We start from the raw sequence: 21,390 nt of genomic DNA, 5'->3' as shown, positions 1-21,390 counted from the left end.
GGAGTGCGGCAATCTCAGGACTTTGGCACGAGATTGCTTCGTCGAAATTTACAATTTTTCCTCGCAATGACGAAAAATCAAATACAACAAAATTACCCCTTACTATGATTTCTTTTTTTGAGGTGTTCAGGTTTTGGAGGAACAGGCGGTTTTTTGGATTTTGCCTGAACCTTTTTAGCTTCTGACGGCAATGCCGGATTATTTAATCTATTTAACTCTTTTGAGATTTGTTTTAACTGTTCTTGTACTTCTACCTTTAAAGGAGTATGAGAATTTTTAATTTCACTATTTACTATTTTTCCTATTTTCTCAAGATTTTCTTTAGAAATAGAATATGATTTTATACTTATATAATTAACAATCTTTGACCACCAAGTTTGTCTTTTATCTAATTCTTGATGTATTATATCTACTAAATCATTTTTTTTGAATGTTAATATATAATCAGAAGCTCCTTCTAAGGATTTAGATAAATGCCTTTTTATTTCTTCTCGTCTCTTATCTTCAATACTTACCTTTTTGCCTTTCTCGAGTGTTGTTATTGCTTTTTCAATTATTGAAGATATCTTAGTCTCTTTTTCTTCACTTGCTTTATTTTCTAAATTTGCTTTGGTATTAAAATGTATATTGGTTCCTATTTTAGCATCTACTAATTGTTTAACATACTTACCGTTAGGAGCAGCTATTCCTCCTTCTATTTTCAATGCTTCTTCCGGTGATTTTTTATATATTTTCTCATATATTTCTGATTCTCGAAAAAGCGGAGCATATAATAAAAAATTAATACTTTGAGCTATTCTACTATCTACTAAATCTTTAGAATTTCTTTTAGGATAAAATTTTTCTTGTAAAATACGATAGTGTTCTAATATTTCCTGGGTTATATCTTTTACATCAAGAGATTGTAATTCTCCTTTATCATTAAATTTTGCTTTCATACCTGAGCGTTTTGCTTCCAACAATAATATTCCTTGAAAAATTTTATTATTAGGAGTGCGACAAACAAAATTAGGATCATTATCTGGCATTAATTCATTTGCATTTTCCATTATTGCTTGATTGAGCTTATGTAACTGCTCCTTATTAAGCTTTTTATCTAAAAAACTTATAAAAGCTTCCCTTTGTTTTTGCTTACTTGCATTACTAAAAGCCTGCTGCATCTTTTGCAAAACATCAAAATCAAAATTTTCGTTACCTATTTCTTTGATAACTAAATTTGCTAAATTTTTTGTTTCAGTATTCACTGTTTCTTTTTTATTTTTTGTAGCCATATATTAATCTAACTTGTAGTTATTTAAATATAAATGATAGATTAAATTAATTTCTAGGGGTTTTTACTATATTTATAATCAAAACTTTAAGACAGTATCTAGAAAGTCATACTGGACTTTCGCTATTTCCTAGAATTTCTATTGATTCTAATGGTATTATTTCATTATACGTGGGATAACCAAGGTTACTTAAAATATCTAAATCCCTTAGACCTTTAATATAAACACTTTCTGGGTTATTGAATTCTTTTTCTAAGGTTTGTAACGAATACAACATACTTGCATCTGCATTATTTACTATATCTTGTTTAAAAAAATTACTGATAAATAAAAACATTATACTTTGTGCTAAACTATTTTTAATATAAAATTCTTTTAAGCATTCAATAAAATTTTCAAAAAAACTTACTTCTTCAATTAGTTTTTCAAAAGGAATTTGACAAGCAGGTAACAATTTTTGATATAATTTTTTCTGCAATTCCTTTTCTTCAATTAGTTTTTCAAAAGGAATTTGACAAGCAGGTAACAATTTTTGATATAATTTTTTCTGCAATTCCTTTTCTTCAATTAGTTTTTCAAAAGGAATTTGACAAGCAGGTAACAATTTTTGATATAATTTTTTCTGCAATTCCTTTTCTTCAAATTTTTTTTCATAAAAATTGATAGTTAAAGATTGATAAAGTTCAAGCAACCACTGAGGCAAACTAAATGTTAATACTTGATTATCATCTATAGTTATATCCCACTTGTTATTTTTTGCTTCTAGATAGAATAAGTCACGAAATATTCCATTATTTGAACCACGAAGCAAAAAAGCCGGATCATTGGACTCAGCTAAATCTAAAGCATGTTTCATTATTTCTTGATTAAGTTCATGTAATGCCTCATCACATGCTAGCAATTTTAAATCTTCAAGAAAAAGTTCTTTATTTTCTTTTTTTTTTAATTCTTTTAAATTGTTTAAATCATCTAATGTAATTTTCTTTCGCAAAATATTGTTAATTATTTCATTTATAAAGATTTTATCTTTATCATTGACCTTTTGAACTAACTTTAAATAATCTTCTCTTTCTAAGTTTCTTTGACCTAACCCGGAATAAACATTGAATCCTGATTCTTTCTTTTGAGCTAATCGAGGATATTCTTTTTCAATTGCTCTAGGTTTACTAATACAAGAGAGCATAATTTCTTTTAGCTTCATATAATTTATTCCTTAAATTAAAAAGGAGTATTATATTTAGTTAAAAAATATTAACAAGCACTTTATAAAAGATTAAGATAAATTAATCTTTGTTAAGGGGGTGATGCAATAATACTTTTTTGAGGTGATTAGTTTGAAGATGAGTATATATTTGGGTAGTTGATATATCAGCATGACCGAGTAACTCTTGAATTACTCTTAAGTCTGCTCCGCCCTCAAGTAAATGACTTGCAAAGCTGTGGCGTAATATATGAGGAGAAATATGTTCAGAGTTAAGATTGGCATAAAGAGCGGCAGATTTTAACAGAATTGCAAAATTTTGCCTAGTCATATAACCTGCTAAAGCTGATGAGGGAAATAAATAAATGTGATTTTTTGGTTTAGCTTTATTCACAAAAACATCTCTAATTGCAAGATATTTAGCAATAGAGATAACTGCCTGCTCATTTATTACTATGACTCTTTCCTTACTACCTTTACCAAGCACCGAAAATATTTTTCTTACTTCTCCTTTAGATGTTTTATTAGTTAGAATATCAGTAAGTTTAAGACTCACAAGCTCCGAGACTCTAAGGCCGCTAGCATAAAGCAAATGAATCATAGCATTAAGCCGTATACCTTCAGGAGAATTATCTTGCGAGCAATATTTAAGTAACGATTTAATTTGATCTATAGACAATATTTCGGGAAGTTTATTTTGATATTTCGGTAAATCTACGTTAAGAACTGGATTAAAGGCAGTATGATTTTCGCTAATTAAAAATTCATAATAGCTTTTTATAGTTGATATTTTTCGGTTAATTGAACGTGCTTGTAAATCATTACTTGCTAGATATTCAATCCAATCTCTAACATTCTCTGTGGTAATATTTAATTCGGATAATCTTTGTTTAGCAAGATAATTTTGAAAATCGAATAGGTCACGCTTATAGCTAAGTATGGAGTTTTTTGATAATGCTCGCTCCGCTAAGAGCATTTCTAGGAATTGCGAAATAAATTCCATAAGATGTGTTAATTTTTATATGGAGGCCAGGGTCGGAATCGAACCGACGAATAGAGGATTTGCAGTCCACGGCATTACCACTTTGCTACCCAGCCTTGGTTGTTTTTATTATGTCTATCGTCATTGCGAGCGACTAAAAGGAGCGTGGCAATCCCATGAAGCAGCACAAAATTCCTGAGATTGCCGCGTCAAGGCCTCGCCTTTCCTCGCAATGACGTTTTTAAAGCCACTACTAAACCGCTGTAATACTACCAACATCCATCCAAAAAAGCAACTATTTTTATATTAAACTCCTAATCCTTGCAGGATATTTAAACGATTTATCTTTCATAAAATTCAAAAACTGGCTAACGGAATTCACTATATCGTCATTTTTAATATGAGGAAAATTCAGTAATTCCTTTAAAATTATGCTTGGTTGTTTGGGTATTAAAACACTTGCTGATTGAAATAAAGGAACTACCGAGGCGAATCTTGTAATTTTATCGAACCTCGGCTTAATCTCGATCACTCTAATATTATCGCCTAAAAACCCTATATCTTGAATCAATTGTTGACCGCTTGCTTTATCTTCAATTAATATAAACCTCGGCTGATATTCTCTAGCTAATTTTTCCGTTATATTTTTAAGCTCGGGATAATTAATCTTTTTCCGTCCTAATGATACTAGATAATATCTCTGATCTAAAATTCCCCATATAGTACAAACACTATAATCGGAATCTTCGGAAATCTTAATTGCCGTATCCCAGCTGTGAATAAAATAATCAAACTTCTCAGACAGATTTTCATAAAAGCTCATATCCTCCATATTAAGTAGCGATGACCCTGTAGATATCGGTTCTTGCAAATATTGAGCATTATAATTATAGCTACCTATTTCCTGCTCTAGCTTTGCTAAGCAATCAGGAGACTCTTTATAGTTGTCTAATACTTCACCGCTAAAATATTGATATTCTTTATTCATTAATTTAAAAGAGTAATCTTGAATGCTAATCGCCGGAATTTTCAAATGATGCCATGAACTGCTATTACTAAGTAGATAACCGGATAAATCATCACTATGAAGACGCTGCATAACTAGAACTATCGCTCCCTTATTACGATTATTCAGTCTGCTCACAAAAGTTTGCTCAAACCAATCTATAACTTTCTTACGTATTTTATAAGAATGGATTTGCGTAGGATTATGAGGATCATCGATAATTAAGATATCACCACCCTCACATGTTGCCGTTCCTCCAGCCGATGTTGCAAATCTAAAGCTGTTAGCAGTCGTTAAAACTTACTTTTTTGATTATGAGTTTTACTAAGGATAGTACTCGGAAAAAGTTCCTTATACCAATCGGAATTTAAAATAAACCGACAATCTAGTGAGTGTTTAATGCTAAGTATTTGAGAATAGCTGGCAGCCATAATTCTTTTGGCGGGACTTGTCCCAAGTAAATAAGCAGGCCAAGCAACACTAACACAAATAGATTTTAAACTCCTTGGCGGTATATTGATTATTAAACGTTTAATATCACCGCTTTGTACCGCATTTAAATAATCGGTAATTATTCTTATATGTTTACTTGGGTAATACTCTACTCCCGGATTAATAGTATTAAAGACCTTAATTATAAAGCTATGGAAATCCTGCCGTAAAATAGAATTTAAGAGTTCTTTAGAATGGAGTATTGTACCTACATCGTCATTGCGAGCGGGCATTGCCTCGCCCCGTCATTGCGAGCGACTGAAAGGAGCGTGGCAATCTCGTCAAATATCCTAAGATTGCTTCGTCGAATTACTCTGTAATTCTTCTCGCAATGATGTTAAAACCTTATCACAAATTATCATTGCCATTAATCCCCTATAGTATATAATTTTGAAAAATAATATGTTTATTTATGAAGTTACTACGAATTGTTTTTATCACGATCATATGCGCTTACTCTTCTATATTTGCAGAAAATTTAGAGTCGGTTACTACAACCGAAGATATTGAAAACGATGTATTTATCCCTCTTGATGAAAATAATCCTGTTTTAAACTCAAACGATAATATTAATGATAGTTCCGAGTTTAAGAGCTATACAAACGGTAAAATTATTGTTCTAAATAAAATTACTGCCACTTCTGAAGAAATTAATTTGAAAGTTGGAGGGGAAAAATATTTCGGTAATATAAAAATCAAATTACATAAATGTATAAAAAACCTTGATCCGTATAATGAAGATAATTATTTGTTGATGACCATAACGGAATATAAAATAGACGAAGATCCTAATTTACTCCTTCAAGGATGGATGATTTCTTCAAGCATTTCACTTTCAACGTTTGAACACCCAATCTACGAAATTTTTGCTAAAGATTGTTTTTAGATGCAATATTTAATTTCAAGTTTAATATTTTTAATTCCAAGCCTTGGGATGGTAGCGGGCTTATCGGTTGCAGCTACTGTTACAATTTTTTTGCTAATGTTATTTCTGCGAGGTATTAATCGTCATTGCGAGCGACCAAAAGGAGCGTGGCAATCTCATAAAGTAGGTCTCCTGAGATTGCTTCGTCAAAACTTACAGTTTTTTCTCGCAATGACGATAAAAACCGAACTATTATTCACCGCTTGGTGCTTTATATCTTGTTTATTCGCAATTCGTCCTATTAATAGTTTAGCTACTTTTATTCAAGTTTTCATACTCTTACTTCTTGGATTCATAGTTAGTAATTCTGCCCCCTTCGGGAATCGCTTACAGCTCAAAAAAGCCTTAATACTAGGAATCCTCACGGCAATATTATTATTCTTCATTGAATATTCTTCTCATGGATTTTTAACAAGAATATTCAAAACCAATTTTGGCTTATATATGCTAGATCGGGGTTGTGCTCTACTTTCAATTACCGCCTGGGTAGCAATTATAATTCTACTTTCTAGCGGTAGAAGAAGACACGCCTTAATGCTATATATATTAGCGCTTTATTTACTAACTATTTCCGATAGTTTAGCAAGTTATTTAGGGTTTGGTATAGGAGGAGTAATATTTATTTTAGCAAGGCTTATAAAGTCGATATTTTTCAAATTAATTGCAATAAGTTTAATTACCGGATCATTATTATTCCCCTTTATAGCTAAACAAATAGAACCACTTGATTTATCTGAAAAATATTTATCTACACAACCATCAGCTACTCATCGTTTATTTATTTGGCATTTCGTTGCAAACAAAATCACCTTAAAGCCGATTTTAGGCTATGGCTTTGCTGCTTCTAAACATATCGAGGTTAGTAATGATGAAATGATTGATTATAAAGGTAAAAAATGGCATCCGCTTCCATTACACCCTCATAATAATATATTACAAATTACTCTTGAACTTGGTATAATAGGGTTAATATTATTTTTAAGTTTAATCTATAAATATTTAAAACAAATCGATAATATAAAGAGTTCTAATTTTAGAGCAGCTTCTTATTCATGCTTCATAAATTACTATATTATCAGCATGATTTCATATAATATTTGGCAAATATGGTGGATATCAAGCGGTATTTGGGTACTAGTTTTAATGAAGTTGCTAGTTAAACCTGATATTGTCGTTGATAATTGATGCTATTTGGTATAGATATAGAATATTGTCATTAAACATACGTCATTGCGAGCAGCCGTAAGCTGCGTGGCAATCTCGTCAAATATCCTGAGATTGCTTCGTCGAATTACTGTGTAATTCTCCTCGCAATGACGAAAAACAATAAAAACATATGCTACAAAACTCAGAGCTTTTACAAAAATATCTACCGATTGCTATATTTTTCGGTATTGCGGTATTGGTTTCCGGCTTAATAATGATTCTACCTAACCTATTATCGACAAAGAAATATAATAAAGATAAGCTAGAGCCTTATGAGTGTGGTTTTGAGCCTTTTGGCGATGCAAGGTCAAAATTTGACATACGTTTTTACTTAGTTGCTATTTTATTTATTATCTTTGACCTTGAAATCGCATTTTTAGCGCCTTGGGCTATTAGCCTTAATATGATAGGTAAAATAGGCTTTTTCTCAATGATATTTTTCTTATTCGTACTTACTATCGGGTTCATATATGAATGGAAGAAAGGAGCTTTAGACTGGTAATTATATGAAACACAGTTTTTATCAAGAAGACGAATTATTAAATAATGAGCTTTCTAATAGAGGATTCTTACTCACTAAAGTTGACGACGTTATAGGCTGGGCGAGAGCTAATTCCTTATGGCCTATGACTTTTGGGCTTGCTTGTTGTGCTGTTGAGATGATGCAGGCAGCAGCAAGTAGATATGATATGGATCGCTTCGGTATGTTATTTAGACCAAGTCCAAGACAGTCCGACCTTATGATAGTTGCAGGAACGCTTACTAACAAAATGGCACCGGCTCTACGTAAAGTATATGATCAGATGGCTGAGCCTAAATGGGTGCTTTCAATGGGTAGCTGTGCTAATGGCGGCGGCTATTACCATTTCTCTTATTCGGTAGTGCGCGGCTGTGATAGAATCATACCGGTTGACGTATATGTCCCTGGTTGCCCTCCTACCGCCGAAGCATTAATTTACGGGCTTATGCAGTTACAGAAAAAAATTAAACGCACTACAGGTTTTAAGTATGACGCTAGACAAACTCATTGAAAAACTTGCAGCTAAATCTAGTATTTTAATAACACCTATTATAGTTAAGGATTACTTAGCTTATAAAATCGAGCCGAATTTTTTATTACCGTTTTTAAAAGCTTTAAAAGAATCGGGGGAATTACGCTTTACTGTACTTACTGATTTATTTGGAACTGATTTTCCTGAAAGAGATAAAAGATTTGAAGTAATTTACAACTTACTAAGCCTAAAATTAAATAAGCGTCTTATAATAAAAGTACAAACATCAGAAAAAGAAACTATACCTTCGGCAATGAATATATTTAGTGCAGCTTGTTGGTATGAGCGTGAAGTTTACGATATGTACGGTGTAAATTTTGACGGCAATGACGATAAAAGACGGATACTTACCGATTATGAATTTGAGGGGCATCCCTTGCGTAAAGATTTCCCGTTAACTGGTTATACGCAGGTTAAATATGATGAGAAACTAAAGAAAGTAGCTTATGAGCAGGTCGATTTAGATATAGAATATCGTGAGTTTGATTTTAGCTCTCACTGGCATAGCCCGAGTTATGTATTACCTGGGGATGAAAAGGCAACTGATGTCATTCCCGTGAAAGCGGGTATCCAGAAATAGAATTACATCAAAACCGTCATTGCGAGCATCCTTAGGCTGCGTGGCAATCTCATGAAATAATACTCCTGAGATTGCTGCGTCGAATTACTACGTAATTCTTCTCGCAATGACGTTTGATCAATATATAATTACTAACCATGACTAACAACACCAAAACTATAACTCTGAATCTTGGTCCGCAACATCCGGCAACTCACGGAGTTTTAAGGTTAATTCTTGAAATGGACGGAGAAGTAGTAAATAACGCCGATCCTCATATTGGGCTACTGCATCGTGGTACGGAAAAGCTTATTGAGCATAAAACATATTTGCAGGCTATACCATATTTTGATCGCCTTGATTATGTTTCGCCAATGTGCCAAGAACATGCGTTTGCTTTGGCAGTCGAGTCGTTATTAGAATGCGAAGTCCCACGAAGAGCTCAGTTTATCAGAGTATTATTCTCAGAACTAACAAGAATTTTGAACCATACTTTGAATATTGGCAGCCAAGCTTTAGATATCGGTGCTACTACTCCTTTATTATGGCTTTTTGAAGAACGAGAAAAAATCATGGAATTTTACGAGCGTGTTTCCGGCTCTCGTATGCATTCAAACTACTTCAGATCTGGGGGCGTTGCGGAAGATTTACCTGACGGTTTACTTGAAGATATAGATAAGTTTATAGAGCAGTTTCCTCCTAAACTTCATGATATTGAAAGTCTATTAAATGAAAATAGATTATGGAAACAGCGGCTAGTAGATATCGGCGTTGTGTCTCAAAAAGAGGCAATGGATTGGGGGTTTTCAGGACCGATGCTTAGAGGTTCAGGCATAGCTTGGGATTTACGCAAGTCAAGCCCTTATGACGTTTACGATGAAATGGACTTTAAAGTACCAATCGGCAAAAACGGTGATTGTTACGACAGATATTTTGTTCGTATGCTTGAAATGTATGAATCTGTTAAGATAATCAAGCAATGTATAGAGAAAATGCCGAAAGGTGCGGTTAAAACCGACGATCCTAAACTTACGCCGCCGACAAGAGCTAAAATGAAAGAATCTATGGAAGCAATGATTCATCATTTTAAGCTCTATACAGAAGGATATGATGTACCAGCCGGCGAGACCTACAAAGCAGTAGAAGCTCCTAAAGGCGAGTTTGGTGTATATTTATACTCGCAAGGAGGTAATAGACCTTACAGATGCCGTATTAAAGCACCAGGCTTTGCTCATTTACAAGGACTAGATTTTATGTCTAAAGGTCATTTAATGGCAGATGTTATTACTATTATAGCCACGCTTGATATAGTATTCGGTGAGATTGATAGGTGATATATTTATCATGCTGCGGGCTTGTTATGTCATTCTTAGCTAAAAGCAGGAATCCACCTTGTCATTCTGTGGCTTGACCGCGGAATCCAGCATAAAGCAAGAGAAATCGAGCTTTTATATTTGTATTTTTAACTGGATCCCGTGGTCAAGCCACGGGATGACACCAAGGACGATCCACACAGAAACAACACAAAAAATATATGGGTACAAATTTTACATTTGATAAGAAAAATTTAAATCTAGCAGAAGATATTATAAAAAAATATCCACTGGAGGGTAAAAGAAGTGCTATATTACCTCTGCTTGATTTAGCACAACGTCAAAATGGCGGTTGGCTACCCGTGCCTGCTATCGAATATGTAGCAAATATGTTAGAAATGCCTTATATGCGAGCTTATGAGGTGGCAACATTTTATACCATGTTTAACTTAAAGCGAGTTGGTAAATATCATATTCAAGTATGTACTACTACCCCTTGCTGGCTGCGTGGTAGTGATGATATCATGAAAATTTGTGAAAAGAAATTAGGTATAAAACTCAAAGAAACCACTGAAGATCAAAAATTTACTTTAAGTGAGATAGAATGTTTAGGAGCATGCGTTAACGCTCCGGTCGTACAAATCAATGATGATTATTATGAAGATCTAACTGAAGAAAAAATGGAAAAACTAATAGACAAGCTTCAAAATGACTAGAATCTTATTATTATTACTTAGATTTTATCAATATTTCATTTCTCCGCTACTTGGCAATAATTGCCGCTTTCATCCCCCTTGTTCTGAATACGCCAAAGAAGCTATAACAATACATGGCACACTTAAAGGCTTATGGCTTACCTTTAAAAGAATCATCAAATGCCAACCGTTTTGTAATGGTGGTTATGATGCTGTTCCACTCTCTATAAAAAATTCCAAATCATTTAATAAGAAAATATAAATTATATTTATTGTAAATCTTAAATATACCTTAGGCTTAGACCTTTCTTCCATTGAAAAATTTATTACAGAACATAGAAAATTTTTAGATAAATATTATGATAAGGGATATTTTATTTTATCAGGTCCTATACATCCGAGAATTGGTGGTATTATTTTAGCTAATATAGAAAAACTAAGTCAACTTAAAGATATATTAAAGAAGACGCCTTTTACATTAATGATATAGCGGAATATGAAATTACTGAATTCACTCCTACAAAATGGCACAAAAATTTAAATATCTTTTTAAAAAAATATGAATAAATTAATCCCTTTACCTCGTGAATTTTTTGCAAGAGATACTAACTTAGTAAGCACTGAGTTAATCGGTAAAGTCTTATATTTCCAAGGTAAAACAGCTATCATTACTGAAACTGAAAGCTATATAGGGATGGATGATCCTGCTTGCCATGCAGCAAGAGGGCGTACCAAAAGAGCAGCTATAATGTTTGGTCCTGCCGGATTTAGCTATGTCTATTTAATTTACGGAATGTATTATTGTTTAAACTTCGTAACCGAGACTGAAGGATTTCCTGCTGCTACTTTAATAAGAGGCGTACATGTTATTTCACCTGAAAATCTATATTTAAATGGTCCGGGTAAATTATGTAAATATTTAGGAATTAATATCTCTCATAATAAATGCGATCTTATCAATAATAACGAATTTTTTGTCGGCGATATCGGCTTAAAGCTTCCCTACTCTACTACTACCCGCATCGGCATTACCAAAGGCACGGATAAATTATGGCGTTATGTTGTTACTGATATCATTAGACTTCCTGCATAAGTCATCTTATAAAGAGGAATTTGAAGGAGACACTTCAACTCGAACCGCAGCGTATATAGACATACGTGATGATTCGAGTACCGGATCGACGTACAAATTACCTTTAGAAGTGATTTATGCAGGAAGTCTTAATTTAATCTCTCAATATAATGTACAGCCTTAATAAGGTCATATTGATTAACGGCAAAAGGACCACGGAAAGGTTTATCAAGGATAAATAATAAAAAAGTATTGATGATGAGGTGATACAAACTAAACCAACCGAAATCTTATGTAAATAAAGCTTGGTTCCAAGCATACAGACAAAAATTAAATTAATAGCGGTCATTATACATACAACTATCCAATATTGAATATTTAAGGAAAAATAGGACATTTTAATCCTGTTATACCTTACGGTATAAAGCTCTTTTATCTCCTCAATGATTTCCTGCTTAGTAAATAGCTGCATTTGCTCGCTTGCTTTATAAGCTTGTAGTCGCTTATTTGTAGAAGTCAAGATTTAATCTTACAGACATTATAAAAATTATATCTGAATGTCTGATAAGTTATGACTGTCAGATGAGTATTCAAGATATAAGATTTCGTTATTCTTTTCAACAGCTAACTTTTTACTATCCATAAAAGTCTGCATAGGTGTTTTTCCATAGCAATATTTACCGGAATGCGGTCTTTCATTATTATAATATTCTAGCCAAATATCAAGATCTAGTTGTAGATCATCAAGATCAGTATAGATCTTTTTACGCATAGCAGTATCAAAGAATTCTTGTTTCATAGTTTTATTAAAACGTTCACACATACCATTTGTTTGAGGAGAATATGCTTTAGTAGTAGTATGCTCAATACCCTCAATGCTTAAGAACAATTCAAAAGCATGATGTTCTATATTGTAATAGTTGAGATTTAATCTTACATTTAGTAAAATTAAGATAATATTAAATGGAGGATTAGAGATGAATCTAAATCAAAAAATAATAAAGCCAAAAATAGGATTACTAGAATTAGCTAGGAGTCTTGGTAGTATATCGTCAGCATATAAAGCTATGGGTTACAGTAGAGACAGTTATTATAGGTTTAAAGAGTTATATGAAACAGGAGGAGAAGAAGCATTATATGAGATTAGTCGGAAGAAGCTAATTATAGCGAATAGAGTTGATCCTGCCGTAGAGAGAGCAGTATTAGATATGGCAGTAGAATACCCCGCTTATGGTCAGCTGCGAGTATCAAATGAGCTTAAAAAGACTGGTATTCTTGTATCACCTGGAGGAGTTAGATCTATTTGGCTACGTAATGATTTAAATAATATCAATAAAAGACTTAAAGCATTAGAAGCCAAAATGGCTCAGGATGGTATTGTTCTTACCGAAGCTCAGTTACAAGTATTAGAGAAACGGCGTAGCGAGAAAGAAGCTCATGGTGAGATTGATACACAGCATCCAGGTTATCTAGGATGCCAAGACACATATTATGTAGGTAATTTTAAAGGCATAGGCAAGGTATATTCTCAAGTGTTTATTGATAGTTACACTCGGGTTGCAGAGGCTAAACTATATACTGATAAAACAGCACTTACCGCTGCTGACATGCTTAATGATAGAGTGTTACCATGGTATGAGAGTCAGCAAATACCAGTACTTCGTATTTTAACTGATAGAGGTGGTGAGTATAAAGGTAATATAGAACATCATGCTTTTGAATTGTTCTTAAGCATTGAGGGTATTGAGCATACTACTACTAAAGCATATTCTCCTCAAACAAATGGTATGTGTGAACGTTTTAATAAAACTATGAAACAAGAATTCTTTGATACTGCTATGCGTAAAAAGATCTATACTGATCTTGATGATCTACAACTAGATCTTGATATTTGGCTAGAATATTATAATAATGAAAGACCGCATTCCGGTAAATATTGCTATGGAAAAACACCTATGCAGACTTTTATGGATAGTAAAAAGTTAGCTGTTGAAAAGAATAACGAAATCTTATATCTTGAATACTCATCTGACAGTCATAACTTATCAGACATTCAGATATAATTTTTATAATGTCTGTAAGATTAAATCTTGACTTCTACATAAGCAACTACTTTTAACGAAATCTTATCCAAGGCATACCAAAGCCATCGTTGTCTGGATTTATTCTGTACATAAGACCATTGTTCATCTATCTCAGGAGCAATAATTACTTCTGTTGTACTGATAGAATGATTTATTGTTTTTTAATACTAGATTTTTTTAAAACACGGATAACTGTATTGATACCCACTTTTAATACTCTTACTGTATCTCTAACTCCAGAGCCGTTGATTGACATTTCTACTATTTGCTCCTTAACTCCAGGCTTAGATGCATTATTAATATACTCCAATTAAAAATATCGATTACACCGCTTGCATTGATATCTCTGTTGTTTTGAAATTGAATATCCTGACTTTATTACTTCTTCTGTGTTGTTACAATATCTACACTTAACATCTATTTTTGCCATAACTCCTTAACTATAATTCTCTCTTATTACTGTTTGAGGATTATAGACTATTTACTCTAAACTGCAATACGGAGGCACGACCGAAAAAACAATATGGGTAAATATTAGCTTTACCGGTTTAGTTTTTTATATTATAGTAGATTAATGGAGTATAGATTATGACTAAAGATGAAATTGCAGAGCTGTTTAAAAAATGTCTCGCTCTTCATAACAGATATCAATATCAAGAAGAAAAAGCCAATCTACGAAAATTCGTTGAAACTGATCCTGAAGAACTTTCAAATTTTATTGAAACTTATAATAAAACTGAAAAATATAACAATAGGGAAGCTGAAGTTTTTCATAGTTTAAGTTCTATTTTAATGGAAAAACAACAAGATAATGCAATTAAATCATTAAAGAAAGCTATTGAATTAGATCCAAGTAAAGCATACTATCACGAAGAGTTTTTTAATAAGTTACATAAAATAAATCCGGAGGAAGCACTCGCTTCTATCAAAAGAGCTATAGGGTTAAATCCAAATAAAAAATCATTATATGAAGATTTTATTATTTTGTTGAAAAAGGCAAATTATGATGAAGAAGCAGCAAAAATTACTGAAGCAATTCAACATTTCCCTAAAAACATACCTAATTTGGTATTAGATACTGAGGAAATAATAGAAGTTTATCAATTGGGGGATGCACTTAAATGCGAATAGTTGGTATTCCTAATTAAATATATATGTCGTTATTGTAAGAAGGCGTTGTTGTATGACACAGAAAAAGCGTACAATGTCATTTTTAGTAACGGCAGAAATCCAGTTTTCTGTCATCCCATGATTTATTTAAAAACCTGGACCCCGTGGTCAAGCCACGGGGTGACATTAAGGATTACTGGATTCCTTCCTAAGTGGGCATGACATTGAGCCACGCAACAAAGCCGAATAAATCACGGGATGACACAGAGAGAAATAATAAGTCATACAACGACCGTGACGGTCACATCAAAACAGTTTCTTTAATCCTTTTTGTAGCAGTTTATTCACAGGATCCGCTTGTTGGTTTTCCGGTGGAGGGCTGCTTTGTTCCTCTGTATTTGTATCTTGTTTCTTTCTAAGACCTAAAGCATCTTTAATAATATTTTCAGGTTTCTTTTCTCCGCTTTTTAGGTCTTTAATAATACTATTAAATACGTTTTTAACTAAATATGTCTGAAAAGCTTGAATATCTAATTTATGCTGCGGGTTATTTATGAATCCGTATAATTTAACGGCTATAGGCGGTAACTCCTCAATAGTAACGCTTGCACTAATATCCATCATATATTGTGGTAAGTTAATTCGACCGCTTGCATTTGCCTTGGCTGGCGTAGCATCTAAACTACATTCGCTTAAATCAAGCTTGCCACTAGCTATATTCCCGCTTGCAATTAAATTTTTGAAAGATGTTGATCCGCCGCTAAAAGAGCTGTTAATAAGCCGTAATACTCCTTCGGTATTTTTAGCATTATGTACTGCATCTGCAATTCGGTTTAAGTCAAACCCGCTTATTTTTCCGTTATCGCTATTTACGTTTAATTGCCCATTTAGATTATTAACATATGTATAAACGCTATTACCGCGAGAAGTAAGAGCGGCTTTAAAACTTAGTCGTCCATCGGTTATTTTTATTTTACCCGATTGCGGAGTTAAACTTTTTAAGTAGGCATTTTTTAAATCAATTTTAATTGCAGCATTTTGATCTTTTCCTGAACTCACATAACCGGTGCTACTTAGTTCGCCACCGTAAATACTCGCATTAACTGAAGTAATATTCAGTGTGCCACCGGTGATATTTAATTTTACTTTTAAATTATTTATGATTAATGAGTCGTTAGTTAGTTTATCAATATTTGTGGATAATTGTCCTTCAATTTCATTTAAAATCCCTAAGTTAATAGGATTGTTTGACCAAGGAGAATTATTTTTAGCTGTAGAGATGTTTTGAGTAGCAGGACTACTAGTTTTACTTGGAACAGTAGTAGGGGTATTACTTACAAGAATTTTATCCAAATTAACTAAAGGACTGTATACGTTAAGTTTAAAATTTGGTTTCTGAGCTGCTAAATTAATATCGCCTTTAATAGATATGTTAGTATTAAAAGCAGATATTTTATTATTAATATGGTAAGTATCTTTAATTTTTTGTACTTCCCCATTTAACTGTAATACCCCAATCTTACTTAAATTACTTACTCCCATAAGAGACATAAACGACTCAAAATTATTAATTTTTAGATTATGAGAAATAGCGATATCCTGTGCTAAGTTTTTAAGCTCAATATCTCCGGTTAGATTACTATTGGCCGCCGATAAATTAATATTTTGTAATTTTATTGCTTGAGGGTTATAGATTATATTAGAATTAAGTGTAAGTTTTTGGTTAATAATAGGAGGTAATTTATCGGTCTTTAGCTTTAGAGCATCAAGTACAGGTTTTAAACTATCCGCTTGTAGCATAATATTTGTCTTATCTAAATTAGAGCTAATATCGGTTATAATATTACTAGGATTGATAATAATATTTGATTTTAGGTTATTACGCTCTATATCATAATTTGCATTTGCTAATAATTCTATATTTGGATAATTAAGCCTTGCATCTTTAATAGCTATATTTTTACTATCGGCAGTAATTGCCGTAGTTAACTCGTAGTCATTTTGTAAATCAGCAGGCATACCTAAAGTTTTAGTATTGCCTTTAATATTTGCGTTACCTATGAAAGAATTATTTTCGCTATCGAGCCTTCCTTCGATTTTAATTTTTTCACTTTTAATTTTGTCACTGGCAAGATTAATATTAGCACTTAACGGAATTATTTTTCCTATTTCTTCAATATTTCCCTCTATATTAATCTGTTGCTCCAAAGCCTTTAAAGCTAAAGTAAAGTCTATTGGACCTTTAAGGCTTTTAATTTTAGTATCTAAGTTAATATCGTTAAATATTTTCTCACTATTTTTTTCTATATATATTACTTTACCATCTATAATTTTAACATGACTAATCAAAATGGGAAGTTCTAATTCAGTTTTAGTATTAGTAGATTCTGCAGAACTAACTTTATTTTCTTTAGGCTTATTATTAGATGTAGCGAACTGCCAATTTTTTTGTCCGTTATTCAAAACTTCTAGATTGATAATCGGTTTTTGCAACTCTATAGAAGCTACTTCAATTGCTCCTCTAAAAAGAGGAAAAAGCCGTAATGACGCTTTAGCATTTTCAACGAAAACTAGATGAGGTTCTTTCGTGCCGTCTATTGATGATAATTTAATTTCTGATAGTGATACTTCTGGATTTGGTAATAAAGATAATTTTATATCGCCGTTAATAGTTAAATCTCTATTTGTAGCCTCTTTAACTTTATCTATTATTACTCCTTTATAATTATTTAAAGGAATAAAGAAAGGAATAATAATTAATAATAATATTATACTTATAAATATAATAAGTGAGTATTTTAAAGTTTTAGGCATAGAGTTTAACCTTCTATTTATATACATATATTGATTATAGTATTTAAGAGACTATCCGTAAACAAATTTTCACCAATAACTTAGTTCTTTTTTGCTGCAAATTATAAGATTTTTTTGAAATATGAACAATATTCCTGCAAAAATCTTATTAATTTTCGCTAAAAAAGCCTTTTAATTATTAATTAAAATTAATTTACTGATAGCCTCTAAGACTTAATTGTCAAATTCATATAATTTACTCAATTAAAGATTGAAATAAATATTTTCTAGGTCATTCTTGTGTGGATCGGTTTTTTCGTCATTGCGCGGAAAATTACGAAGTAATTGACGGGGCAATCTCAGGAGTTAGTATTACTTTATGAAATTGCCACGCTCTCTTCGTTCGCTCGCAATGACGACCTGGGTATCCTGTTCAAATTTCTCTTTGATAATTTAAAACGACATAATCTTTAGTTATAAGAGGGAAAAACCCTTTATTGAAAGGTAATAATTCGGTTGTTTGATCTAAAAATTCTATTTCAATTATGTCACCGGCACCAAAATCAAGAATATTTTTAATTTTGCCTATTTCTTTATGATCTTGGTTTAATACAGGTAAATGATTTAAATCCGCTATATAAAATTCATCTTCTTCTAGTTTCGGTAAACTTGCTCTCAAGCAAAATATTTTATAGCCTTTTAAGTTTTCTGCTTCATTTCTAGTAGTTATATCATTAAATCTACAAATTAATTCTCCTTTGGCATTTTGGCTAATTAGCTTAATATGTATATCTTCTCCTGACTCACTTACTAAATTTCTTTCAAGTATTTTTGTAGCAGGTTCGGTAAAAGATTTTAAAATTACATCACCTTTAATTCCATGACATGATTTTATTACACCGACTAAAATTAAATTTTCTAAAGAATTCATTAATTTACCTTTAAATTTTGATAGTTATATATAATAATATATTTAAAAACTTTTTTACAGACATGATAAAAAAAATAGCTTCCGGCACTATAATTTGTTTCTCATTATTGTTATTTATAATCTTTGGTGCATTATCTTTTGTTAACTACAATTCAGTTACCAATAATCTTACCAGACATTTAGGAATTGCAAAAGAAAATATTGGCAAAATAAAGATGAATAAATTTCCTTTGCCTTATTTAATTATTGAGACGATAAAGGAAGGAGGAGAGTTAGATTTAGAGCAGATTAAAATTCATTTTTCGTTGTGGTCGCTTATAAAATTTAATCCTAAAATTAATAAAATAGACATATTAGATGCTAAATTTTATTCTAATTCTAATGTATTAAGTATTTATAATCATGAAGAGTTAATAAAGAGTTTCTTTAAATATAAATTACAAAATATAAATCTAAATGTTACTAATCTAAGTATTATTAATAAACAAGACTATTCTATTTTAAATTTTAATAATTGTATATTAAAAAAAGAAAATGCTTTATCATCTAATTACATATTTAAAACTACAAGTAACTATATAGGTAAAATTTCAGGTTCAATGAATAAACGTGACGATATAGTAGATTTTAGTCTTGATATTGATAATAATGATTATGGTTTTAAGCTATCGCAAATTTACAAAGATTTTAAACTTACTAGCGGTAGCGGTGAATATCAGATTAAAAATTTAGCATCGGTAATGTACAATATATTACCGGATTTAAACCATCTTTTTAATAAATTTAATCAAAATGAGGCAGTAAACGTTAAATTTAATATTTCAAATAATGAAGATGAAATAGAGCTAAAAGACATAGTAATAGCATCCTCTTTTATTACAGGTAATGGATTTGTTAACATTGCTAAAAATGATAATATTACTACTAATGTGAAATTAGATTTTCCTAAAATAGATCTAAGTTCGTTAATTTCTCCAAATGCAGAGGTAACATTTAATACTTCTTCTTCAAATATTAGATTTATTTTTGCTGACAAATTGCTTAAAGCAAACATAGCAATCAACGAAATAATATTAAGTAGTAATGAAGCACTAGAAAAAATAATCTTTTCTTCTAACTTATCAAAGGGTACTTTAAAGATAAATGAACTTTCAGGTAATATTAAGTCAGGTGGAGCATTTAAGCTTACAGGTAACGTAACACAGAATGCTGTTAGAAGTATGTTCGATGGACAGCTATATTTAAAGCATAATGATATAAATTCGTTACTGAATATTTTAGGATTTAACGATGTTACTATTAAAGAAGCTATTCCTTTTAGCTTGTCGTCGGATTTAAAACTCACTTTAATAGATTTATTTTTTAAAAATTTATTACTTAAAGCAGACAATTTAAATTTATCGGGAAATTTTTCTAGTAAATTTATTGCTCAAACACCTCGTTTAGATGCTACGCTTAATATATCTTCACTTGACTTAAGCGGTAGGACGTATCCGATAATTTCGCCTCTTATCGAATTTACAAAAAATTTAACTAAAGATATGAAAACTTTAGATTATCCAAGTAAATTTATTCCTATTAGAACAATAGGATATTTAGCTAATTTAGATATTTTGATAGATAGCGTTAAGTATAACGATCATGTATTTGACAAAATGAATTTGCTTGCTAAAATCATACCGGCTAATATAAAAATTAGTAATTTAGATTTTAAAACCGCGGGCGGCTATTTATCAACTAGCTGGAACTTAGATGCTTCAAGTGTGTTACCGTCTTTGACCATAGAAATTAAGGACGGTAATCTCACTACTGATTTATTATCACCGGCAGGAATGCTTAATTTAAGAAATAAATTAATAAATGATTATAGTTTAGATAAAGCTATATTGCAATTTTACGGGACATTATCAACATTATCACAGAATAATTTAATATTGAAAAATGTTAAATTTTATGTAGCAAATAATAATAATCTATTACAATTTAATAATATTGAAGCAGAATTATTAGGCGGCAAGCTTCAAGGTAGCGGCAATATTTTATTGGAACCTTATTCTATAAATTTCGTATATGTTTTAAATACAATAGATTTAGATAAAGTTTCGGCTCTTATGCCTAAAATATTTACTGCAAGTAGCGGAAAAGTAAGTATAAGCGGTAGTTTAGGGACTAACGGTAATAGCCTTCAAAGCCAGCTATATAACCTTACTACAAAATCACAATTTGCTATAAACAATATAGATGTTAATAATTTTGGAATTGATTCTTTTATAGAAAAAATTAATACAGCTGATTATAAGGTGCAAAATTTAGATAAAGATATAAATACTGGTATAACCATAGGACAAGAAAATATTAGTGGCATAAGCGGTGATATTGAACTACAAAAAGGTATTGCCATGTTAAAGAAAGTAAAATTTGCAACACAATATAGTAGCGGTGCGGCTTCTTTTGCAGTTAATATATATAATTTTGATATGGATGCATCTAGCATTTTATCATTTTACGTACCGGCAAGGCTTGTTAAATTAAATCCCTCAAATACAAGTTCCGATAAAGATAGTTTGGCACATCTTAATATAAAAATGCAAGGGAGTATTTTTGCTCCTAAGAAAACTTTTGATAGTAGTGAGCTAAAAAAATTACTTATACCACAAACAACTGAAAACAAAACTACTACAGATAACCATTAAAAAAT

General features: G+C 31.5%; 23 protein-coding genes, 1 tRNA gene and 3 pseudogenes. 14 read left to right on the top strand and 13 right to left on the bottom strand.

The annotated features are described in order from the left end of the window. Positions 1-92: 92 nt before the first annotated feature. From AC0ODJ_RS04450 to AC0ODJ_RS04425, 6 genes are all read right to left on the bottom strand, one after another. Entirely contained in the window at positions 93-1,271 is a 1,179-nt protein-coding gene (locus tag AC0ODJ_RS04450; protein WP_218460279.1) for a DUF5410 domain-containing protein, read from the bottom strand. 106 nt (positions 1,272-1,377) lie between these two features. Continuing rightward, positions 1,378-2,472, bottom strand: coding sequence for a DUF5410 family protein (locus AC0ODJ_RS04445; protein WP_474465095.1), 1,095 nt, complete (start codon positions 2,470-2,472; stop codon positions 1,378-1,380). An 82-nt stretch (positions 2,473-2,554) separates the two neighbouring features. Further along, on the bottom strand, positions 2,555-3,475 hold the full coding sequence (xerD, locus tag AC0ODJ_RS04440; RefSeq protein ID WP_218460468.1) for a site-specific tyrosine recombinase XerD: 921 nt from the start codon (positions 3,473-3,475) through the stop codon (positions 2,555-2,557). A gap of 20 nt (positions 3,476-3,495) precedes the next feature. Further along, positions 3,496-3,570: transfer RNA gene (locus AC0ODJ_RS04435), tRNA-Cys, on the bottom strand. A gap of 185 nt (positions 3,571-3,755) precedes the next feature. Further along, positions 3,756-4,553 carry a phage terminase large subunit gene (terL, locus tag AC0ODJ_RS04430; RefSeq protein WP_474465094.1) on the bottom strand — a complete coding sequence of 266 codons (798 nt, stop codon included), beginning with the start codon at positions 4,551-4,553 and terminating at the stop codon, positions 3,756-3,758. Between the two features lie 200 nt (positions 4,554-4,753). After that, positions 4,754-5,185, bottom strand: a complete 432-nt coding sequence (locus AC0ODJ_RS04425) for a hypothetical protein (protein ID WP_256621245.1) — start codon at positions 5,183-5,185, stop codon at positions 4,754-4,756. 179 nt (positions 5,186-5,364) lie between these two features. On the opposite strand from AC0ODJ_RS04425, the gene AC0ODJ_RS04420 reads away from it, so the two are divergent. The 11 genes and pseudogenes from AC0ODJ_RS04420 to AC0ODJ_RS04370 form a co-directional block, all read left to right on the top strand. Then, a complete protein-coding gene (locus AC0ODJ_RS04420; RefSeq protein ID WP_474465092.1) occupies positions 5,365-5,838 on the top strand; it encodes a DUF2155 domain-containing protein in 474 nt (157 codons plus the stop codon). After that, entirely contained in the window at positions 5,839-7,062 is a 1,224-nt protein-coding gene (locus AC0ODJ_RS04415; protein ID WP_218460466.1) for an O-antigen ligase family protein, read from the top strand. A gap of 151 nt (positions 7,063-7,213) precedes the next feature. Continuing rightward, complete coding sequence (locus tag AC0ODJ_RS04410; RefSeq protein ID WP_218460465.1) at positions 7,214-7,585, top strand: NADH-quinone oxidoreductase subunit A; 372 nt, start codon at positions 7,214-7,216, stop codon at positions 7,583-7,585. A gap of 4 nt (positions 7,586-7,589) precedes the next feature. Beyond that, complete coding sequence (locus AC0ODJ_RS04405; protein ID WP_218460464.1) at positions 7,590-8,114, top strand: NuoB/complex I 20 kDa subunit family protein; 525 nt, start codon at positions 7,590-7,592, stop codon at positions 8,112-8,114. Continuing rightward, positions 8,092-8,715 (top strand): NADH-quinone oxidoreductase subunit C, encoded by a 624-nt coding sequence (locus AC0ODJ_RS04400; protein WP_218460463.1) that lies wholly within the window; start codon positions 8,092-8,094, stop codon positions 8,713-8,715. Before AC0ODJ_RS04405 ends, AC0ODJ_RS04400 begins: the two co-directional genes overlap by 23 nt. 137 nt (positions 8,716-8,852) lie before the next feature. Further along, the gene (gene nuoD, locus AC0ODJ_RS04395; RefSeq protein ID WP_218460462.1) at positions 8,853-10,028 is read left to right on the top strand and encodes an NADH dehydrogenase (quinone) subunit D; all 1,176 of its coding nucleotides are present in this window, start codon (positions 8,853-8,855) and stop codon (positions 10,026-10,028) included. A 200-nt stretch (positions 10,029-10,228) separates the two neighbouring features. Then, complete coding sequence (nuoE, locus tag AC0ODJ_RS04390) at positions 10,229-10,723, top strand: NADH-quinone oxidoreductase subunit NuoE (protein ID WP_218460461.1); 495 nt, start codon at positions 10,229-10,231, stop codon at positions 10,721-10,723. Continuing rightward, positions 10,716-10,964, top strand: coding sequence for a membrane protein insertion efficiency factor YidD (yidD, locus tag AC0ODJ_RS04385; protein WP_218460460.1), 249 nt, complete (start codon positions 10,716-10,718; stop codon positions 10,962-10,964). Before nuoE ends, yidD begins: the two co-directional genes overlap by 8 nt. Beyond that, entirely contained in the window at positions 10,965-11,192 is a 228-nt protein-coding gene (locus tag AC0ODJ_RS04380; RefSeq protein ID WP_371920405.1) for a YciI family protein, read from the top strand. Positions 11,193-11,261: 69 nt separating this feature from the next. Next, entirely contained in the window at positions 11,262-11,795 is a 534-nt protein-coding gene (locus AC0ODJ_RS04375) for a DNA-3-methyladenine glycosylase (RefSeq protein ID WP_218460459.1), read from the top strand. Continuing rightward, positions 11,779-11,913, top strand: a pseudogene (locus AC0ODJ_RS04370) (palindromic element RPE1 domain-containing protein); the annotation flags it as partial. The gene AC0ODJ_RS04375 and the pseudogene AC0ODJ_RS04370, both read left to right, overlap by 17 nt. A 10-nt stretch (positions 11,914-11,923) precedes the next feature. Here the strand turns inward: AC0ODJ_RS04370 and AC0ODJ_RS04365 are convergent. Together AC0ODJ_RS04365 and AC0ODJ_RS04360 are read right to left on the bottom strand one after the other, a co-directional pair. Further along, positions 11,924-12,294: pseudogene (locus AC0ODJ_RS04365) on the bottom strand (bestrophin-like domain); the annotation flags it as partial. 27 nt (positions 12,295-12,321) lie between these two features. Then, positions 12,322-12,687, bottom strand: a pseudogene (locus tag AC0ODJ_RS04360) (integrase core domain-containing protein); the annotation flags it as partial. 64 nt (positions 12,688-12,751) lie between these two features. On the opposite strand from AC0ODJ_RS04360, the gene AC0ODJ_RS04355 reads away from it, so the two are divergent. After that, positions 12,752-13,837 (top strand): IS481 family transposase, encoded by a 1,086-nt coding sequence (locus tag AC0ODJ_RS04355; protein WP_474465734.1) that lies wholly within the window; start codon positions 12,752-12,754, stop codon positions 13,835-13,837. 20 nt (positions 13,838-13,857) lie between these two features. On the opposite strand, the gene AC0ODJ_RS04350 is transcribed toward AC0ODJ_RS04355, so the two are convergent. The 3 genes from AC0ODJ_RS04350 to AC0ODJ_RS04340 are packed head-to-tail and all read right to left on the bottom strand — an operon-like array spanning position 13,858 to position 14,288. Continuing rightward, positions 13,858-13,980, bottom strand: a complete 123-nt coding sequence (locus AC0ODJ_RS04350; RefSeq protein ID WP_474465731.1) for an IS1 family transposase — start codon at positions 13,978-13,980, stop codon at positions 13,858-13,860. Positions 13,981-14,009: 29 nt separating this feature from the next. Further along, positions 14,010-14,168, bottom strand: coding sequence for an IS1-like element transposase (locus AC0ODJ_RS04345; RefSeq protein WP_474464717.1), 159 nt, complete (start codon positions 14,166-14,168; stop codon positions 14,010-14,012). Further along, positions 14,169-14,288 (bottom strand): IS1 family transposase, encoded by a 120-nt coding sequence (locus tag AC0ODJ_RS04340; protein ID WP_121834047.1) that lies wholly within the window; start codon positions 14,286-14,288, stop codon positions 14,169-14,171. Positions 14,289-14,650: 362 nt separating this feature from the next. Between AC0ODJ_RS04340 and AC0ODJ_RS04335 the strand changes: the two genes are divergently transcribed. Then, complete coding sequence (locus tag AC0ODJ_RS04335; RefSeq protein ID WP_218459779.1) at positions 14,651-14,989, top strand: hypothetical protein; 339 nt, start codon at positions 14,651-14,653, stop codon at positions 14,987-14,989. A 285-nt stretch (positions 14,990-15,274) separates the two neighbouring features. Here AC0ODJ_RS04335 and AC0ODJ_RS04330 read toward each other — a convergent pair whose 3' ends face one another. Both AC0ODJ_RS04330 and rimM read right to left on the bottom strand, forming a co-directional pair. Beyond that, positions 15,275-17,782, bottom strand: a complete 2,508-nt coding sequence (locus tag AC0ODJ_RS04330; protein ID WP_218459778.1) for an AsmA family protein — start codon at positions 17,780-17,782, stop codon at positions 15,275-15,277. Positions 17,783-18,194: 412 nt separating this feature from the next. After that, positions 18,195-18,692, bottom strand: coding sequence for a ribosome maturation factor RimM (rimM, locus tag AC0ODJ_RS04325; protein ID WP_218459784.1), 498 nt, complete (start codon positions 18,690-18,692; stop codon positions 18,195-18,197). 62 nt (positions 18,693-18,754) lie between these two features. On the opposite strand from rimM, the gene AC0ODJ_RS04320 reads away from it, so the two are divergent. Continuing rightward, positions 18,755-21,385, top strand: a complete 2,631-nt coding sequence (locus AC0ODJ_RS04320; RefSeq protein ID WP_474465087.1) for an exodeoxyribonuclease 7 small subunit — start codon at positions 18,755-18,757, stop codon at positions 21,383-21,385. Positions 21,386-21,390 lie beyond the last annotated feature (5 nt).

The organism is Rickettsia senegalensis, from assembly GCF_056135685.1.
The sequence above is the reverse complement of the archived record's forward strand: the minus strand, read 5'-3'. Positions and strand labels throughout refer to the sequence as shown.

What these genes read in the sequence shown, in the direction of transcription:
- AC0ODJ_RS04450 (WP_218460279.1), bottom strand. Translation starts at nt 1,271, where the DNA reads ATGGCTACAAAAAATAAAAAAGAAACAGTGAATACTGAAACAAAAAAT.
- AC0ODJ_RS04445 (WP_474465095.1), bottom strand. Translation starts at nt 2,472, where the DNA reads ATGAAGCTAAAAGAAATTATGCTCTCTTGTATTAGTAAACCTAGAGCA.
- xerD (WP_218460468.1), bottom strand. Translation starts at nt 3,475, where the DNA reads ATGGAATTTATTTCGCAATTCCTAGAAATGCTCTTAGCGGAGCGAGCA.
- terL (WP_474465094.1), bottom strand. Translation starts at nt 4,553, where the DNA reads ATGCAGCGTCTTCATAGTGATGATTTATCCGGTTATCTACTTAGTAAT.
- AC0ODJ_RS04425 (WP_256621245.1), bottom strand. Translation starts at nt 5,185, where the DNA reads ATGCCCGCTCGCAATGACGATGTAGGTACAATACTCCATTCTAAAGAA.
- AC0ODJ_RS04420 (WP_474465092.1), top strand. Translation starts at nt 5,365, where the DNA reads ATGAAGTTACTACGAATTGTTTTTATCACGATCATATGCGCTTACTCT.
- AC0ODJ_RS04415 (WP_218460466.1), top strand. Translation starts at nt 5,839, where the DNA reads ATGCAATATTTAATTTCAAGTTTAATATTTTTAATTCCAAGCCTTGGG.
- AC0ODJ_RS04410 (WP_218460465.1), top strand. Translation starts at nt 7,214, where the DNA reads ATGCTACAAAACTCAGAGCTTTTACAAAAATATCTACCGATTGCTATA.
- AC0ODJ_RS04405 (WP_218460464.1), top strand. Translation starts at nt 7,590, where the DNA reads ATGAAACACAGTTTTTATCAAGAAGACGAATTATTAAATAATGAGCTT.
- AC0ODJ_RS04400 (WP_218460463.1), top strand. Translation starts at nt 8,092, where the DNA reads ATGACGCTAGACAAACTCATTGAAAAACTTGCAGCTAAATCTAGTATT.
- nuoD (WP_218460462.1), top strand. Translation starts at nt 8,853, where the DNA reads ATGACTAACAACACCAAAACTATAACTCTGAATCTTGGTCCGCAACAT.
- nuoE (WP_218460461.1), top strand. Translation starts at nt 10,229, where the DNA reads ATGGGTACAAATTTTACATTTGATAAGAAAAATTTAAATCTAGCAGAA.
- yidD (WP_218460460.1), top strand. Translation starts at nt 10,716, where the DNA reads ATGACTAGAATCTTATTATTATTACTTAGATTTTATCAATATTTCATT.
- AC0ODJ_RS04375 (WP_218460459.1), top strand. Translation starts at nt 11,262, where the DNA reads ATGAATAAATTAATCCCTTTACCTCGTGAATTTTTTGCAAGAGATACT.
- AC0ODJ_RS04355 (WP_474465734.1), top strand. Translation starts at nt 12,752, where the DNA reads ATGAATCTAAATCAAAAAATAATAAAGCCAAAAATAGGATTACTAGAA.
- AC0ODJ_RS04340 (WP_121834047.1), bottom strand. Translation starts at nt 14,288, where the DNA reads ATGGCAAAAATAGATGTTAAGTGTAGATATTGTAACAACACAGAAGAA.
- AC0ODJ_RS04335 (WP_218459779.1), top strand. Translation starts at nt 14,651, where the DNA reads ATGGAAAAACAACAAGATAATGCAATTAAATCATTAAAGAAAGCTATT.
- AC0ODJ_RS04330 (WP_218459778.1), bottom strand. Translation starts at nt 17,782, where the DNA reads ATGCCTAAAACTTTAAAATACTCACTTATTATATTTATAAGTATAATA.
- rimM (WP_218459784.1), bottom strand. Translation starts at nt 18,692, where the DNA reads ATGAATTCTTTAGAAAATTTAATTTTAGTCGGTGTAATAAAATCATGT.
- AC0ODJ_RS04320 (WP_474465087.1), top strand. Translation starts at nt 18,755, where the DNA reads ATGATAAAAAAAATAGCTTCCGGCACTATAATTTGTTTCTCATTATTG.